We start from the raw sequence: 16,152 nt of genomic DNA, 5'->3' as shown, positions 1-16,152 counted from the left end.
AAGGGGTGGGCGGGACTAAAAGCTCGATTCCGACTCTAGCCAGTACGGACCGTGGGAGACTTCTCGTTCCGCCCTTTCTACCTAAAGCGCCGATAAGGAATTCATCGGTAAAACCGACGATAGAGGCAAGCCAGCGCAAAGGTAGACCCCGACAAGCACCTAAACCCTAGCTCCGAGGATTCGTCATGACAATCCTTAACTCACCAACGGTTATTGGTATCGATGTAGCGAAGGCCGAAATCGTCGTTTACCGCGAAGACCTGAAAATCACTCAAGCCATCGCCAACCACCGCGAAGCTCTTGGCCGGTGGCTCAAAACGCTACCAGCCCAAAGCTCGATTGCGCTGGAAGCCACCAGCTTTTATCACCTGGACACAGCTGAGCTGGCCCATGGAATGGGGTTTCATGTTTACGTTGTGGATCCTTATCGGGTGGCCCATTACCGTGAAAGTATTGGGCTGCGGGCTAAAACTGATCCTTGTGATGCGCGTTTGCTGGCTCGGTATCTAACGAACGAGCAAGCAAGGCTGCGTATCTGGAGCCCACCTCCAGAAGCCTACAAAGTGTTAAAAAACCTGCTTAGAAAACGTGCGGCACTCATCAAGGCCCGCGTCAGTATCGTGCTGAGTTTTTCGAACGAACCGTGTCTGAAGGACATCTTGGCCCGGCAGTTGGAGGTCTTCAAAGAGTCCGATCAGGCCATTCAGAAACTAATGCGTGAGGCCAGCCAAGCGGCAGGGATCACTGAAAACATCAACCGCTGCAAAGCCATCGAAGGGATTGGTGAACTGACGGCCATTGGCTTGGCGACCGCATTCATGCGCGGTCACTTTGTCAGTGGCGATGCATTCATTGCTTTCTTGGGGATGGATTTGCGTCCAAAGATTCAGGGAAGAAGCACAGTCCTCGTCACTTGAGCAAAAAAGGGGACGGGGAGCTACGACGCCTGGCGCACAACGCCGCGATGGCGGCCTGTCGGTCTCCTGCCTGGAAACCTTACTATGAGGCCTTCTTGGCACGAGGCCTGGCCAGAACTCAGGCCTTGGTTATCCTCGCCCGCAAGTTGTGTCGGGTAGCATTCGCCCTGATGAAAAATCAGAGCGAATACCAACCAAATTCACGGTTGCAGGGTTCCCCTGCAACATAGAATCTCCCACAATAAAGCGGTGGGGTACACAGCAGCGCCAGACAAGCGGCCCCTCCAACAGGCTTGACCCGCCTGCCGCCAGGCATCACATTGCCTGGGCCGGCGATAAGCTGGCTGTTTCATCGTGCAGCAGATTTTGTGGAGCCCATGACCGCGTCGATCCCGATCCGTCCCCCCTGCCCGCCTGGTGTCTGTGATTGCGGCCGTGATGCGTTGCTGCAAGCGCCGGGCAGCGACCTGCGCATCCTTTGCCTGAATCGCCAGGAAGAAAAACGCCTGCTTGAGCGCCTGGAGAACATCCAGAGCCTCGACGAACTCCAGCGCCTGCAACAACGCTTGTACGAAAACCTGGGGATCCGCCTGAGCGTCGAGCCCGGCTACAACGAAGTGCGGACCATGCGCGGTATCGCCATAGAATTCCAGGACCAGCCAGGCCTGTGTCGCAAGATTCGCCAATCGATTCCCGCCGCCATCCGCCGAGGGCTGGAAAAACGTCCCGAGATTGCCTGGCGACTGCTGGATGCCCACGATCTGTTTCGCGATATCTGAACCCAGCCAGCTCCGTCCCTGGAGCGCCCCATCAGCTTAGAAATCAACCGTCGCGGACAGCAGGTAGGTGCGCGGCGTCGACAGCGTCAAGCCAGGCTCACTGTCATCCGACGCGCCGGCCGAACTCCAATAGCGCTTGTCTGTCACGTTTTCGATGTTGGCCCGCAAGGTGATGTTCTTTTCATCGACCTTGAACCCGTAGCGGGCGCCCACGTCGAAGCGTTCCCAGGAATCGATTTGCTTGGTGTTGGACTGGTCCAGGTATTGTGAGCTGGAGTAGATGCCGCGGGTGGTCAGGGTCAGGCCCTGGACGCTCGGCACATCCCACTCGGCGCCCAGGTTGACGTTGTACTCCGGTGTCGCAGGCGCCCGATTACCATCGAAGGTCCCACCGGTGGTGTTGGTCAACTTACTGTCGATGTACATGACCCCGCCGAGCAACCGGGTGCCCTTGACAGGTTCACCAAACACATTGAGTTCCACGCCAGTGTTTTCACGCTTGCCATTCGGGCCGAAAATACGCGTCGTGGCGTCGGTGGCGTAGGCAGGCTGCTTGATCCGGAACACGGCAGCGGTGACGGCGAGCGCTCCAGCGTCATACTTGGCGCCCACTTCGACCTGGCGACTGACGAACGGCGGGAAGATCTCATCTTCGTTCACCGACGTCGACGGCGCGATCTTGCCCTGGCTCAGGCCTTCCATGTAGTTGGCATACAGGGACAATCTATCGGTGGCCTTGAACAGGATGCCACCCGACGGCGAGACCTTTTCCTCATCGTAGGCAGTGGGACCTTTGACACCGTCCGACCAGTCGTCAACCTCTACTCGCTGCCAGCGGGCGCCAAGGGTCAGCAGCAGTCGATCATCGAACAAGCCCAAGGTGTCGGACAACGCCAAGCCGCTGAAGTGGTTTTCGGTGTAGACCTTGGGATCCTGTCGCGTTGGGTTGCCTGGCGTCGATGTTTCAACCGGGTCATACAGGTTACTGCGGCCGTTGGCATAGCGCGCACCGCCGTTTGTGAAATCCATGTAGAAATAGCTCGCCGCCAGGTTGACCTCATGGCTCACCGGACCGGTATGGAACCAGTTGCGTACGCCCGCATTGGCCGTCTGGACGTTTTCATCCCGGGTAAAGTCCCGGGGAGAAACGGTGAAGTCACCCGCATCATTGGTGACCGAAACGGCATGCCGGAGGAAATCATGATTGCTTTTGCGCGCCCCCACACCGCCGTACAGCATGACCGAATCGTTGACATCGTACTCGGCGTTCACTGTACCGAAGGTGTCCACGGTCCGTGCCTTGCTCCAGGCTTGCGCATAGTTGCGGCGCACATCGCTGGCATGGGGAACCTGGGCGTTGGCGCCGACCTGCACGCGCTCCTGGGGTGCGTCGGTATCGCGTTCGGTGTGACCGATGTCCGTCGAGAGGCGCAGGCGCTCACCGCGAAAATCCAGGCCCAGCACCGCCATCTCGCGGTCCACGCTCTGGTGGTCCCATTCGGTGTCGCCCGCCTGCTTCACGCCATTGAAACGAATACCGAACTTGTTGTCTTCACCAAAGCGCCGCCCGACATCCACGGCACCGCCAAGTTGGTTGTTGGAGGCATAGTTGCCGGTGAACGAGGTGATGGGTTTATCGGTCGCGCGCTTGGGCACCACGTTGATCCCACCACCCACGCTGCCCCGTGGCGAAATGCCGTTGATGAGCTGACTCGGGCCCTTGAGGATATCGACGCGCTCGGCCATCTCCATGTCAATCGTGTATGTCGGCAGGACGCCGTAGAGACCGTTGTACGCGACGTCACTGTTGAACAGGCTGAAACCGCGAATGGTGAATTGCTCATAGCGCCCGCCCGCCGGGTTGGTAGCGCGGACAGAGGGGTCGCTGGCGATCAGGTCACCCAAGGTACGCGCTTGCTGGTTCTTGACCGCCGCGCTGGTGTAGGTGGTCATGCTGAACGGCGTTTCCATGAAGTCCCGCGAGCCCAGCAAGCCTTGCGAACCACGACGAGCAACCTGACCGCCGGCATACGCCGGGCTGTCCTCCGAAGCCGTGGCGCCCAGAATCGAGGTAGGTGCCAGTTGCAGGCTGCCGCCTTCCGGCACCGGGGTCAGGATATAGGCCTGCTCACCCACCGCTTGCAGTTGCAGGCCCGAACCCCGCAACAGTCGGGCAAACCCCTCCTCTACCCCAAACTCACCCGAAAGCCCGGCGCTGTCCCGACCACTCACCAAGGCCGGATCCACCGAAAGGTTGACCCCGGCCAATCCGGCGAACCGGGTCAACGCCGCGCCGAGGCTGCCGGCCGGCACTTGATAGCTGCGCCGGGCAGCCTCGTCGGCCAGGCTCGATGAGATAAAGAACGGGCTGGTGCTCAGGCTCAGCATGAGGCTCAGGTTCAACAGCGGACGCCAGCCGGCAAGGGCCGGGCGAAAACGCAAAGGTGCAACTGCGGACATTGGAAAGCGCTCTCATTTTTGTTCAGTTGCCTTGAATGACAAGCGAGACAAAAAAAGGGGACAGGCGTCAGGCGATATTTTTGCGAAGCGTCAACGTGACCCAGTAGCGCGTGCGCATGTGCACATCCAGCGGCAGGCTGGCGGCAAGCAGCGCGAGGATTCGATCGGTGTTGTCCAGGCGGAAACTGCCCGTGACTCGCAGGGATTCGAGGCTTTCGTCCCAACGCAACACGCCGGGACGGTAGCGGTCCAGTTCTCGCAGGAAATGCCCCAGCGGCTGATCCTGGGCAACCAATACGCCGTCACGCCAACCCAGCTGTGCCACGTCGAACGCTCTCACTGGCCCCGCACCCGAGGCCTGGAAGTTGACCTGCTGGCCCGCTTCCAGTCCAAGCAATGGCCCGCGCAGTGGGTGCAGTTGCGCCGAGCCGCTGACCACCGACACCCGGCAATCGCGCTCGCCCAGGTACACGCAGACTTCGCCACCACTGATCGTGACGAGCCCATAGGGGGACTGAACGGACAGCGGCGTGCTCCCGGCGAGCTTGAGGGCCATCTCGCCACGTACCAGCACCAGGCGGCGCGCCTTGAGGTCCAGGTCAACGGCACTGTCGGTGTTCAGTTGCAGCACACTGCCATCGACCAGCGACCAGCGCCGTTGCTCACCCGTGGCGGTGTGCAAGTCAGCGCGCCAGGTCTCCAGCGGCAGCTCTCGCCCCAGCAGCCAAGCGGTTGGGACCAATGCAGCGACGCCCAATGCACGCTTGAGCACTTCGCGTCGGGCCAGCGCCGGACGGTCCAGGGTTGCCATGCCCAGGGACGCGGGCACCCCGGCGAAACGCTGGCGCAATCGCAGGGCCTTCTGCCAGGCCGCCTCGTGATGAGCGCTGCTGTCGCGCCAGCGTTGCAAGGCCGCCGAATCGAACGCGGCCCCGTCAGACTCCATCAGGGTCAACCAGCGAGCGGCCGCCCGCGCCGCTTCACGGGCTTCGGGCGAAGGTGCCGAGCGCATCAGAAATCCACCAGCAGGCAGTGTTCATAGGCCTGGGCCATGTAGCGTTTTACGGTGCGCTCGGACACTTGCAGGCGTTCGGCGATCTCGCGATAACCCAGGCCTTCAAGCTGGCTCCAGAGAAAAGCCCGCCGTACCAAGGGCGCCAGGCCATCAAGCAATTCGTCCAGGGCTTGCAGGGTTTCCAGCAGCAGCCAACGTTGTTCCGGTGACGGTGCGCAGGCTTCAGGCAGGCTTGCCAGGGCGTCGAGATACGCCTGTTCCAGGTTTCGCCGGGTGTAGAAGTTGCTCAGCAGGCGTTTGCCAACGGTCAGCAGATATGCCCGGGGCTCTTGCAGGTCAGCCAATGGCCGGGAACTGGCAAGAACCCTCAGGAACGTATCCTGGCGCAGGTCCGCCGCATCCCAGGCATTGCCCATGCGCCGACGCAACCAGCCTTCCAGCCAACTACCGTGGTCACGGTATAAAGCATGGAGGGAATGCTCCGTCGGCGTAGCTGCATCACACATGTCCAGAAGCCTGCGCAAAGTCTTAAATGAGACTGATTCTAATTAATGTTCGCGCGTTAATCCAAGCTCTTTATACAAAGTGTGTCTAATAACCGTTCGGAAAAACCCTACCCTGTGTGAGCGAGCAAGCTCGCTCACACAGACAGGTCTTTTGCAGGCAGCGTTATCAGTGACTGGCGTGCAGGGTCTTCGGCACCTCAGGCATGGCCGATGAGTGATGGTTGATGATCTTCCACTGGCCGTCGAGACGCTCATAGAGGAAGGTGTAGCGCGCCTGGACCTCGCGCTTGGAACCGTCGGCCTGGGTGAGCGTGAAGGTATAGACGCCACTGTCCATCGCCGCATCGGGTCCCAGATGGCGGATTTCCCGGTAGTTGATTTGCCCGACCGGTTTGCCTGCCAGGAAATGCTCGAAGTAATCCTGGATCTGCGCCGGCGTGTTGCGCACCTTGTTGGAAACAGTCGGTTGCAAAATCGCATCCGGGGCGTAGAGGCCGGTCACGGCGCTGGCGCTACCGGTTTGCAGCGCGGCGTTCCAGCGATCGAACAGTGCCGCGATCTCCCGGTCATTCACATTCTTGGGCTGCTCGGCCACCGTGCGATACACGTAGGGAGTAGCCTCGAGAGCCTGGACCAGCGGCGAAGCCAGCAGGAATAAAGCAGCGATGGCGCAGGTTTTCATTTTCATCAAAGCGTTCCTTTGGGTTTCAATGAGCCCACTTTGCCGGCCTTCTCGGCCTTCGCCATCGGCCAACCGGTGCCAATCGCCTATGCCGTTCGGCAGATAGGCCCGGTGCCGGTGACACGTTCTAATGACGCCACCGTGAATCGGACCGGTCCTCTTCAACGCTGGAGCTACCCATGCAAAGCCCACCCCATGACCCCGGCAGTGCCCTGGCCATTCGCAGCCAGTATCGCCAGTCGCAAAGCCGTGCAGCACGCCTGGGCCTGCTGCTGGGCGCCGGCCATGAACTGACGCAGTTGCCCTTGTCGGCCATGCGTCAACGTGCGCTGCAACGGGCGTGCGCGTTCATGGCCATGGATCATGGCCTGTTGTTGGAGTGGGCGCCGGGCCACCCGCTGCGCACCCTCGCCAGCCACGGCAGCGCGGAACGACTTGAGCTGCTCGCTAACCTGGCCCAGCCGCAAACGCCCGGTCCACAATGGCTCGAATTGCCCGGCAGCGCCCTGCCCCAGGTCTTGCGGGTGCCGTTGCGTGCCTCTGACGGCGTGGCGTTCGGGGCTTTGCTGCTGGGCAACAGCGTGGCTCTCGGCGCGCCGGACAACGAAGACATCGAATCGCTGCAATTGCTCGCGACGCTGTTGGCGGCGCACCTGGAGAACAGCCGCTTGCTCGAAGCGCTCCAGGCCCGCGAGCGCACCATGTCCGAGCTGGTCCACCGCTTGTTCAGCGCCCAGGAAGACGAACGCAAGCGTGTGGCCTACGACCTGCACGATGGCCTGGCGCAGAACCTCGCCGGTTTGCACCAGCGCTTGCAGGGCTTTGCCGGGCGCTGCCCGTCGCTACCGCCGGCCCTGGCGAACGAGCTGCAAAGCATCCTCGAGCTGGCCCAGGGCTGCGTCGGCGAAGGCCGGCAGTTGATCGGCGGCCTGCGCCCCCACGTATTGGATGATTTCGGCCTGTACAAAGCCGTCGACAAGGAGGCCGATCGCCTGCGTGACGCGGGCCTGACGGTGACCTGGGCCGAGCACAGCACCGCACGCCTGCCGGGCAACACCGAGATCGCCCTGTTTCGCATTGCACAGGAAGGCATCAACAACATTCTCAAGCACGCCCAGGCCCGCCACGTGCGCTTGGGCTTGGCGGTGGAAGACGGGCACGCTCGCCTGCGCGTGGAGGACGATGGCCGCGGCTTTGCCCTCGAGCAACCCATCGAGACCAACGGCAGCTGCCATTTGGGGCTGGCCGCCATGCAGGAGCGCGCCCATTTGCTGGACGGCCACCTGAGCTGTTGCAGTCAGCCCGGCGACGGCACCCGACTACTGGCCAGCGTGCCACTACCGGCTCACGGAGGACACCCATGAACCAACCTTTGCGCCTGCTGCTGGCCGACGACCACGAAGTCACTCGCACCGGTTTTATCAGCATGCTCGCCGGCAGCCCGGGATTCGAGGTTGTCGGCCAGGCCCGCGACGGCCAGGAAGCCCTCGACCTGTGCGATCGGCTGAAACCGGACATCGCGATTCTCGACATCCGCATGCCCGTCCTCAACGGCCTGGGCGCGGCGCGGATCCTGCAGCAGCGCCAGCCGGAGGTCAAAGTGATTATCTTCACCATGGATGACAGTCCCGACCACCTCGAAGCCGCCATCGGTGCAGGCGCGGTCGGCTATCTCCTCAAGGACGCCAGCCGCGATGAAGTGCTCGACGCCCTCAAACGGGTTGCCCAGGGCGAAGAGGCGCTGAACAGTTCGGTCAGCGCGCGCCTATTGCGCCGTATGGCCGAGCGTGGTGCGAACGGCGCCACTCAAGTCCAGGCCCTGACCGCCCGGGAGCGCCAGGTATTGGGGCTGGTGGCCGGCGGTTTCAGCAACCGTGAAATCGGCGAAAAACTGGGCATCGCGCCCGGCACGGCCAAAGCCCACGTAGAGCGGGTCATTGGCAAGCTGGGCGCCGCCGATCGCACCCAGGCCGCCGTGCGCGGCGTTGCCCTGGGCCTGGTGGCGCAACCCGCCGGGCAATGGCCATGAGGTTTCTCGCCGCCCGCCGCTGGGCCGACTTGCCGTTGCGAGGCAAGGCCCTGGTGGTGATCTCCTTGCCCCTGGTGGTCCTGCTGCTGTCGCTGGTGCTGATCTACATCACCGAACGCCAGACTGCCCGGGCCGAAGAGGATGTGCGCCGTGTGCTGCTGGTCCAGGGTGATATCCAGACAGTCCATACCCTGCTGGCCGAGGCAGCGGCCAGCGTGCGGGGTTACCTGCTGACCCGGCGCGAAGATTTCCTGCCCAGCTACGAACAGGCCACCCCGCTGATCCATGCCGCGTTGCAGCGCCTGGACCACAACATTCGCGATGCCAGGATGCGTGAACACCTCCAGACCATCACCCCGCTGATCGCCGACAAACTCGACGGCTTGCTCGCCTTGCGCAACGGCAAGCGCGACGACCCCGAGGCCATCACCGCGATCCTGATCGAAAACAAGCAGGTGCTGGACGTGCTGCGCGAGCAGATCAGCGCCATGCGCATTCGCGAAGATGCCCTGCTCGCCGACCGCAGCGCCGCCGCCTCGGCCACGCGCATGCGCCTGTTGTTCGCCACGTTGCTGGCGGCGGTGTGTGGACTGCTGGGGGCCATTGTCGCGGTGCTGTTCCTGTCCAAGGGCATTGTCGCCCGGGTCCAGCAGGACCAAGGCAACGCCCAGCGCCTGGCCCTGGGCCAACCCTTGTTGCCGCAACCGCCGGAGCAGGATGAAATCGGCCAACTCGGTACCCGTCTCGTAGAAGCCGGACAATTGCTTGCCGAACGCGAGCGGGCCCTGCGCGACAACGAGGAGCGCTTGCGGCTGATCATCGATGGCGTGAAGGACTACGGGATCTTCGCACTCGATGCCCAAGGCTATGTCACCACCTGGAACGCTGGCGCCGAACGGATCAAGGGCTACACCGAGCAGGAGATCATCGGTCGGCACTTTTCCCTGTTCTATTTGGCCGAGGAATGCCCGGCGCACCCGGACATGGCCCTGCGCGAAGCCACCCGCGACGGTCATTACATGGAAGAAGGCTGGCGTTGCCGCAAGGACGGCAGCCGATTCTGGGCCAGCGTGGTCATCACTGCCCAATACGATGGCACTGGCGCCCTGCGCGGCTTTTCCAAGATCACCCGCGACATCACCGACCGCCGCGCTGCCGAGATCGCCCTGCGCACCGCCCGCGAAGAAGCCGAGAGCGCCAGCCGGGCCAAGAGCGAGTTTCTTTCTCGCATGAGCCACGAATTGCGCACGCCATTGAACGCTATCCTGGGTTTCGCTCAATTGCTGGACATGGACTCCACGGCCGGCCAACGCCCCCAGGTCAGCCATATCCTGCGGGCTGGCCAGCATTTGCTGGCGTTGATCAACGAGGTGCTGGACATTGCCCGGATCGAGGCCGGTCGCCTGCCGCTGAACATCGAGCCGATCGCCCTGTCGACGGTGCTGCACGAAGCCCTGACCTTGGTTTCACCGATGGCCGCCGACGCCGGGATCCACTTGGCCGAGCTGCCACCGCTGGCGGATGGCTGCGGCGTGCTCGCTGACCGTCAGCGCCTGGTGCAGGTGTTGCTCAACCTGCTGTCCAACGCCATCAAGTACAACCGGCCCGGCGGCGAGGTGCGCATCGAAGTCAGCGTCCAGGCCCATCAGGTGAGCATTGCCGTCAACGACACCGGCCATGGCATTGCCCCGGAACAGCTGGACCAACTGTTCAAGCCCTTCGAACGCCTGGGCGCCGATCCCCAGGTCGAAGGCACCGGCCTGGGGTTGTCCTTGAGCAAGAGCCTGCTGGAAATGATGCAGGGCAAGCTGCAGGTCCACAGCGAGCCCGGACACGGCTGTTGTTTCACCCTGCAACTGCCGGGTACCGAGGTGGTTGGCGCGCATCTGCCGCCCATTGCCGCGCTGGCGGTGACGCGTGCACCCGTGGACTATCACGGCAAAGTCCTGTGCATCGAAGACAACCTGTCGAGCCTTGCGCTGATCGAAACCCTCATGCAGCGCCGTCCCGGCATTCAACTATTGTCGAGCATGCAAGGCCAGATGGGCCTGGACCTCGCCCGCCAGCACACTCCGCAACTGATCCTGCTGGATGTCAGCCTGCCGGACCTCGAAGGCCTGGAAGTCTTGCGACGCCTGCGCCAATCCCCGACCACGGCGACCATACCCGTGCTGATGATCACCGCCGATGCCAGCGACCTGACCCACCGCGCCCTTCACGAGGCCGGTGCCACGGCGATCCTGACCAAACCTATTCATATCCAGGCCTTCCTGGGCCATCTTGAGCACTATCTACCGGAGCCCGCATGAATCGCGACTTGCGCATTCTGATCGTCGACGATCAACGCCCCAACCTGGACCTGATGGAACAACTGCTGGCCCGCGAAGGGCTGCACAATGTGCTGAGCAGCACCGAACCTTTGCGTACGCTCGACCTGTTCAACAGCTTCGAGCCGGACCTGGTCATCCTCGACCTGCACATGCCGGCGTTCGACGGCTTTGCCGTGCTGGAGCAACTCAACCGGCGCATTCCGGCCAACGACTACCTGCCCATCCTGGTGCTGACCGCCGACGCGACCCGTGACACCCGCCTGCGGGCCCTGGCCCTCGGTGCGCGGGATTTCATCAGCAAACCCCTGGACGCACTGGAAACCATGTTGCGCATCTGGAACCTGCTGGAAACCCGGGCGCTCTATAAGGCGTTGCGCGAGTTGATTCCGTCTCAATCCATCGAACTGTTGCGCCAACACCGTCCTACCGCCGACCCGGCTTGACCCCGGGGGCTCTCACGAGGCCATCGAAGCATGGAAGTCACCGAACGAACATCGGCAACCGGCCTGCAGGCACACATACGCGGCGAGCGCCTGGCGACGTCCGATGGCGTATCGGCCAAAGACATCCTGGTCGAGATCTTTGTCCGTGAGCGCAGCGAAGCACACATCGTCGTGCCGGCGGTGGCCGAGCCGTTGCTCGTCTGGGTGTTGTCCGGGGAAGCCATCGTCGAGGAACGCATCGCCAACCAGGACTGGGAAGCGAATAGCGTGCGCAGCGCGGATTTCTTCCTGACCACATCCCCGGTGCCTTACGAGATGCGCTGGCAAGTCACCAGCCACGAACCGTTCGTGGTCATGCATGTGTACCTGGGGTTGGCATTGCTGGAGCGCGCCATTGCCGAAGCCGGCGGCAGCGGTGGGGTCCAGTTGCGAGAAGTCTCTGGCGGACGGGATGAAGCACTTTCAGCCTTGCTCGAACCGATTCGGGCAGAGTTGACCCGGCGCGGTGAAACCAGTGCCTTGCTGATCCAGGGCATGGCGCAATGCGTAGCGGTGCACTTGGCACGGCATTACCTGGATGCCGATGCCGACGACATGTCCGGACGTAACGCCCTGCCCGCCTTCAAGCTCAAGCGGGTTATCGAACTGATGGAACAGCGACTGGCCGAACCCTTCTGCCTCGGTGACCTGGCCCAGGCCATCGGCCTGAGCGAATACCACTTCAGCCGCCTGTTCAAGCGCGCCACCGGGCGTTCGCCCTCGCAGTACTTCATCCAGCTGAGAATGGCCCGGGCCCGGCAACTGCTGATGGAAACCGAGCGCAGCGTCATCGATATCGGCCTGGAGGTCGGGTATGGCAGCGCCAGCCACTTCTCCCAGATCTTCCGCCGCGAAGTGGGCGTGGCGCCGAGTCATTACCGCAAGTAAAGGCCTGATGGCGCCATAGTGAGGTTCTGGCGGTGTCGGGAACGATCGAACGGCCGCACAGGTACTTTCTACCAAGCATGCATTTCATTTGATCCGGTAGTGAAAGGTATTGCGCACCGCCGGCACCGTCACCGCCCTGCCATCAATGATTCGCGGTTGATAACGAAACGTCTGGGCGGCGGCCAGGGATGGCCGGATGAACAGGGGGTGGCAACCCTCGATGACCTTGGGGTTATCGATCCGCCCGTCCGGCATCACGCTGTATTCCACGGTGCAATCGCCTTCCAGCCCCTTGTCCAGGGCGCGTTGCGGATAATCCGGGGCTTGCTTGCTCAGGGGTTGATAACTGCGGCTGTCGGCGGTGGCCTGGCGTGCCTGCTCGGCAAGGCGTTGCTGGGCAAGCTCTTGTGCCTGCCGGGCCTGACGCTGTTGCTCGGCGACCTGCTGTTCGGCGTCTTGCCGGCGTCGTTCGTTTGCCTGGCGCTCGCGCTGCTGTTGGGCCTGTTGCTCGCGCTTCTGCTCCTCGACCCGTTTACGGGCCAGGGCCGCCTGTTCCAGTTTCTGCGCCTGGATTCGCGGGTCCACGACCGGCTTGGCAGGAACGGGACGAGGCGCATCAATGGGTGGCGGTGTGGATTCGACCAATGGCGCGGCGACAGGGATGACAGGGGCCGGGGCCGGTGCTTCGGGCACCGGAGCCGGCGGCAACATCACCAGTTGCGTGCGCAACACCCGGGGCGTCTCGACGGTCAGCTTCTCCACGTTCCAGCCCAACACCAATAACAGCGCCACGCCAGCGTGCAGGGCCACGGCGAGCCCGGCCGCCAGGCTGTTTTTCCAAACGCCGTGGCGGTTCAGCGTCGGCGTACTCAAGGAGGCACTGTGCATGATCATCGCCGTCATTGTGGCGCCTCGGTCACCAGCCCGAGATTGCTCACGCCACCTTGCTGCAACGCAGCCATGGCCGCGACGACCCGGCCATAATCGGCATGCTCGTCGGCGCGGATGTACACCTGGGTATCGCTGCGCTCGGCCACGACCTGCGCCACCTTGGCGCGCATCTGCTCCAGGTCCACGGCGCTGTCGGTCTGGTGGCGTGTGTCCAGCTCACCGCCCAGGTTCCAGTAGTAACCGCCCTCGGCCTTTACCGACAGGGTGAGAATTTGCTGGCGGCTATCGTTGGTCAGTGCCTCGCTGGCGACCTTGGGCAGTTCGATCTTCACCCCCTGGGTCAGCATCGGCGCGGTGACCATGAAAATCACCAGCAGCACCAACATCACGTCGATGTACGGCACCACGTTCATTTCGGCCTTGGGACCGTGCTTGCGTTGTGGCTTGACGAGCATCTGCCCTCTCCTTTCAAGCGGCCGAGGCCAGGTTCACCGGGGCACCGTGCAGCTTGCGGTGCAGACGCGCCTGCAGCTCGTTGCCGAAAGCGTAGTAACGGGTCAGCAACGTCTGGCCGCGGGCCGCAAAACGGTTATAGGCAATCACCGCCGGAATCGCTGCGAACAAGCCGATGGCCGTGGCGATCAAGGCTTCGGCAATGCCCGGCGCCACGGTGGAAAGGCTGGCCTGCTGCACCTGGGACAGGCCAAGAAAGGCATTCATGATCCCCCAGACGGTGCCAAACAAACCGATGTAAGGGCTGACCGAACCAACGGTGGCGAGAAACTGCAAACCTTTCTCCAACTGCACTTCCTGTTCGCTGATCGCCACCTGCAGCGAACGCTCGACGCCTTCGAGCACCACCTCGGGCGTGCTCGAAGGCTGGTTGAGCTGAGTGAAAGCCAACAGCCCCGCCTGGAAAATCGGCGTGACGCCGCCGTCTTCTTCGCGCACTTGTGCGTGCTCCCTATACAGGGGCAACAGATCCTGGGTGCTGCGAAAACGCTGCATGAAACCGTTGAACTGGCGCTCGTTGCGTTGCAACACGGCGCTGCGCTGGATGATCAGGTACCAGCTCAATAGCGAGGCCAGCAGCAACGTGAGCATGACTGCCTTGACCAGCAGACTCGCGTCGCTGATCAGGCCCCAGATCGTCATGTGTTCCAAAGTGGCTTGCATGGTTGAAACTCCTGTCTGGCGGTTATTCGATGAAATGTTCGTGACCGGTTGATGACAACGCTGCTCAAGGCAGGCGTAGCGCTTTCGCCACGTCGGCCCAGGGCACGAACTTGAAGTTCTGGGCCTGCTCGGGCATGCGCTTGCGGCCGTCCTGGACTACCAGCATTCCCTGGCTCCAAGGCCCGCCGAGGTTCACCGAGGTCACCTCCAGGCCATCGGTTTCCGATGCCCCGTCGATGCCTGCGGCGGCGTTCAGGCCGACCCGGAACGCACCCCGCACGGCATAAGGCGGCTGGGCATCGAGCACCAGGTAGCTGTCGTTGCCCTGGCTGGAGATCACCAGGTAGTCGCGGCCCCCGGCCTGGTACAAGGCCATGCCCTCGACGTCGGCGTGCAACGTCTGGCCGACCTCGATCACACGGCTCAACGTGGCGGGTTGCTCGGCCCGGGCATCCACCGCCCAGACGCCCACATCCTCTTCACCGAGAAACAGACGCTGGCGCTGCTCATCGGCCACGCAACCTTCAGGCTGGCTGTCGACGCTGAACTGGCGCACCAACTGGCCTTTCACCACGCCATCCGGCGCGCTCAGGCGGTACTGCACGAAGCGCCCGTCCTTGCCGTTGGCGAAGGCATACAGTTCACCTTCGGCAGGCTGGAACAGGCAGATGCCGTAGATTTCCTTCAATGGCGTCGTAATCTCGCCCGCTTCGCGCAACTCGCCACTGGTGCGGTCGATGCTGAACAGGCTCAAGCTGTTGCGATCACGATTGCTGGCCACGGCCAGGTCGACGGTTTGCGTGCCCAGCTTGAAGTTCGCCCGCACATCGACGTTATTCAGGCGTCCGACCGGCAGCTCCTGCAACAACTTGCCGCGCAGATCGTAGGCCAGCAGGCCTTGCTTCTTGTTGGTGCCCAGCACCCGGCTCAGCCCGGGCGTCGTCGGATGAACCCAGATCGCCGGGTCATCGGCTGCATCGCCCTGGCGGGCCACTGGCTCGCTCTGGACGATGGCGGCGACACTCGGCAGGACCGGCGGCAAAGGCACTGGCGTGGGTTTCCAGCTGATTTCGCCTTGGTACAGGTGACCGTTGTCATCGTCGCGCAGCAGCACTTCAATGCCACTTTTCGTCAACCGCGCCGCGAGGTTTTCCGGCTCCTTCAAGCCCGCCAACGGCAGATTGGCTTTGGCGCTCCAACCCTCTCCCTGCTGCTGATACACATGCAGTTGCGCCGCTTCCGGGTCCAGCCCCAACAGGCCTCCCGGCAACACGGCCATGGCCCCGGCGCTTTGCCTGAGGTCGCCGAACGGTGCGCGCATCGCCACGGGCACCCGCACGGTCTCGGCCTCAGAGGATGCCGGATAGGCCCACCAACCCACCCGTTCCTCGTTGACGAACAATTGATTGGCGCTGTCCTGCACCTGGCAGGTCTTGGCATCCGGCGGCAATGGCAAGCCGCGCACCCGTTGCGCGCTGTCGCTCAGGCGCTCGCCATTGCCCACCAGCCATTGCTCGCCCTTGCCCTCCTCGCCGACCAGGAACACAAACAGGTTGCTCGCCCCGTCGCGATAAAGGCACAGGCCGTTGACCGGGAAATCCCGCACGGGCAGGTACAACGGCGTATCCCACTGACGGTTTTGTGGATCGAGGCTAACGATCAGGGCTTGCTGGCGCGTGCTGTCGAGGCTGGCGACCAACACGTTCGCGCCCTGGGCACGACTATCGACACCTTCGAAGCTGCCCTTCAGGCGCGTCAGTTCGCGACCCTGGGCATCGAGCAAGAACAAGCCCTCGCGGGCACTGGCCAGTCGCTCGGTCGTCGAAGGGCCGGGCAGGAATGCCAGAGCGTTGATCGACAGTTGCTCGGCTTGAGACCAGGATTGCAGTTTTAGCCTGGGCGCTGGGGCGGCCGCCAGGGCGGCGGCGGATGCCAGGCTGATCGCCATCGCCAGTAGGTAGCGCTTGGGTAAGAAAAACATCGTCTTCAACGGGAAA

14 protein-coding genes and 1 pseudogene are annotated in these 16,152 nt (G+C 62.8%); 7 read left to right on the top strand and 8 right to left on the bottom strand.

Going from position 1 to position 16,152, the window contains the following annotated elements; genetic code table 11:
* Positions 1 to 185: 185 nt before the first annotated feature.
* Both GN234_RS02675 and GN234_RS02670 read left to right on the top strand, forming a co-directional pair.
* Positions 186 to 1,147 (top strand): annotated as a pseudogene (locus GN234_RS02675) (IS110 family RNA-guided transposase).
* 147 nt (positions 1,148 to 1,294) lie between these two features.
* Positions 1,295 to 1,696, top strand: a complete 402-nt coding sequence (locus tag GN234_RS02670; protein ID WP_003202036.1) for a hypothetical protein — start codon at positions 1,295 to 1,297, stop codon at positions 1,694 to 1,696.
* 36 nt (positions 1,697 to 1,732) lie between these two features.
* On the opposite strand, the gene GN234_RS02665 is transcribed toward GN234_RS02670, so the two are convergent.
* From GN234_RS02665 to GN234_RS02650, 4 genes are all read right to left on the bottom strand, one after another.
* Positions 1,733 to 4,156, bottom strand: a complete 2,424-nt coding sequence (locus GN234_RS02665; protein WP_176687791.1) for a TonB-dependent receptor — start codon at positions 4,154 to 4,156, stop codon at positions 1,733 to 1,735.
* 67 nt (positions 4,157 to 4,223) lie between these two features.
* On the bottom strand, positions 4,224 to 5,168 hold the full coding sequence (locus GN234_RS02660; protein ID WP_176687790.1) for a FecR domain-containing protein: 945 nt from the start codon (positions 5,166 to 5,168) through the stop codon (positions 4,224 to 4,226).
* A complete protein-coding gene (locus tag GN234_RS02655; protein WP_109754143.1) occupies positions 5,168 to 5,677 on the bottom strand; it encodes a sigma-70 family RNA polymerase sigma factor in 510 nt (169 codons plus the stop codon). The genes GN234_RS02660 and GN234_RS02655 overlap by 1 nt, the downstream gene beginning before the upstream one ends.
* Positions 5,678 to 5,843: 166 nt before the next feature.
* Positions 5,844 to 6,365 (bottom strand): SgcJ/EcaC family oxidoreductase, encoded by a 522-nt coding sequence (locus GN234_RS02650; RefSeq protein WP_109754144.1) that lies wholly within the window; start codon positions 6,363 to 6,365, stop codon positions 5,844 to 5,846.
* Between the two features lie 173 nt (positions 6,366 to 6,538).
* Here GN234_RS02650 and GN234_RS02645 point away from each other — a divergent pair, with 173 nt between their 5' ends.
* The 5 genes from GN234_RS02645 to GN234_RS02625 are packed head-to-tail and all read left to right on the top strand — an operon-like array spanning position 6,539 to position 12,088.
* Complete coding sequence (locus GN234_RS02645) at positions 6,539 to 7,723, top strand: sensor histidine kinase (protein WP_176687789.1); 1,185 nt, start codon at positions 6,539 to 6,541, stop codon at positions 7,721 to 7,723.
* Complete coding sequence (locus GN234_RS02640) at positions 7,720 to 8,388, top strand: response regulator (protein WP_109754146.1); 669 nt, start codon at positions 7,720 to 7,722, stop codon at positions 8,386 to 8,388. The genes GN234_RS02645 and GN234_RS02640 overlap by 4 nt, the downstream gene beginning before the upstream one ends.
* Positions 8,385 to 10,697, top strand: coding sequence for an ATP-binding protein (locus GN234_RS02635; protein WP_176687788.1), 2,313 nt, complete (start codon positions 8,385 to 8,387; stop codon positions 10,695 to 10,697). The genes GN234_RS02640 and GN234_RS02635 overlap by 4 nt, the downstream gene beginning before the upstream one ends.
* Positions 10,694 to 11,161: a response regulator gene (locus tag GN234_RS02630; RefSeq protein ID WP_109754147.1), complete on the top strand. Its 468-nt coding sequence runs from the start codon at positions 10,694 to 10,696 to the stop codon at positions 11,159 to 11,161. The genes GN234_RS02635 and GN234_RS02630 overlap by 4 nt, the downstream gene beginning before the upstream one ends.
* A gap of 30 nt (positions 11,162 to 11,191) precedes the next feature.
* Positions 11,192 to 12,088 carry an AraC family transcriptional regulator gene (locus GN234_RS02625; protein ID WP_176687787.1) on the top strand — a complete coding sequence of 299 codons (897 nt, stop codon included), beginning with the start codon at positions 11,192 to 11,194 and terminating at the stop codon, positions 12,086 to 12,088.
* A gap of 84 nt (positions 12,089 to 12,172) precedes the next feature.
* Here GN234_RS02625 and GN234_RS02620 read toward each other — a convergent pair whose 3' ends face one another.
* The 4 genes from GN234_RS02620 to GN234_RS02605 all read right to left on the bottom strand — a co-directional run bounded on the left by GN234_RS02620 (position 12,173) and on the right by GN234_RS02605 (position 16,145).
* A complete protein-coding gene (locus tag GN234_RS02620) occupies positions 12,173 to 12,991 on the bottom strand; it encodes an energy transducer TonB (protein WP_176687786.1) in 819 nt (272 codons plus the stop codon).
* Positions 12,988 to 13,434 (bottom strand): protein TolR, encoded by a 447-nt coding sequence (tolR, locus tag GN234_RS02615; RefSeq protein WP_176687785.1) that lies wholly within the window; start codon positions 13,432 to 13,434, stop codon positions 12,988 to 12,990. Before tolR ends, GN234_RS02620 begins: the two co-directional genes overlap by 4 nt.
* Positions 13,435 to 13,447: 13 nt before the next feature.
* Positions 13,448 to 14,155 (bottom strand): protein TolQ, encoded by a 708-nt coding sequence (gene tolQ, locus GN234_RS02610; protein WP_109754151.1) that lies wholly within the window; start codon positions 14,153 to 14,155, stop codon positions 13,448 to 13,450.
* Between the two features lie 64 nt (positions 14,156 to 14,219).
* A complete protein-coding gene (locus GN234_RS02605) occupies positions 14,220 to 16,145 on the bottom strand; it encodes a phytase (protein WP_176687784.1) in 1,926 nt (641 codons plus the stop codon).
* Positions 16,146 to 16,152: the final 7 nt, after the last annotated feature.

The organism is Pseudomonas bijieensis (assembly GCF_013347965.1).
Classification (GTDB): Bacteria; Pseudomonadota; Gammaproteobacteria; order Pseudomonadales; family Pseudomonadaceae; genus Aquipseudomonas; species Aquipseudomonas bijieensis.
This window is presented reverse-complemented; position numbering and strand designations above follow the sequence as displayed.

Coding starts and splice junctions, on each gene's coding strand:
- GN234_RS02620 (WP_176687786.1), bottom strand. CDS start 12,991: ATGACGGCGATGATCATGCACAGTGCCTCCTTGAGTACGCCGACGCTG.
- GN234_RS02665 (WP_176687791.1), bottom strand. CDS start 4,156: ATGTCCGCAGTTGCACCTTTGCGTTTTCGCCCGGCCCTTGCCGGCTGG.
- tolR (WP_176687785.1), bottom strand. CDS start 13,434: ATGCTCGTCAAGCCACAACGCAAGCACGGTCCCAAGGCCGAAATGAAC.
- GN234_RS02625 (WP_176687787.1), top strand. CDS start 11,192: ATGGAAGTCACCGAACGAACATCGGCAACCGGCCTGCAGGCACACATA.
- GN234_RS02630 (WP_109754147.1), top strand. CDS start 10,694: ATGAATCGCGACTTGCGCATTCTGATCGTCGACGATCAACGCCCCAAC.
- tolQ (WP_109754151.1), bottom strand. CDS start 14,155: ATGCAAGCCACTTTGGAACACATGACGATCTGGGGCCTGATCAGCGAC.
- GN234_RS02645 (WP_176687789.1), top strand. CDS start 6,539: ATGCAAAGCCCACCCCATGACCCCGGCAGTGCCCTGGCCATTCGCAGC.
- GN234_RS02660 (WP_176687790.1), bottom strand. CDS start 5,168: ATGCGCTCGGCACCTTCGCCCGAAGCCCGTGAAGCGGCGCGGGCGGCC.
- GN234_RS02635 (WP_176687788.1), top strand. CDS start 8,385: ATGAGGTTTCTCGCCGCCCGCCGCTGGGCCGACTTGCCGTTGCGAGGC.
- GN234_RS02640 (WP_109754146.1), top strand. CDS start 7,720: ATGAACCAACCTTTGCGCCTGCTGCTGGCCGACGACCACGAAGTCACT.
- GN234_RS02650 (WP_109754144.1), bottom strand. CDS start 6,365: ATGAAAATGAAAACCTGCGCCATCGCTGCTTTATTCCTGCTGGCTTCG.
- GN234_RS02670 (WP_003202036.1), top strand. CDS start 1,295: ATGACCGCGTCGATCCCGATCCGTCCCCCCTGCCCGCCTGGTGTCTGT.
- GN234_RS02655 (WP_109754143.1), bottom strand. CDS start 5,677: ATGTGTGATGCAGCTACGCCGACGGAGCATTCCCTCCATGCTTTATAC.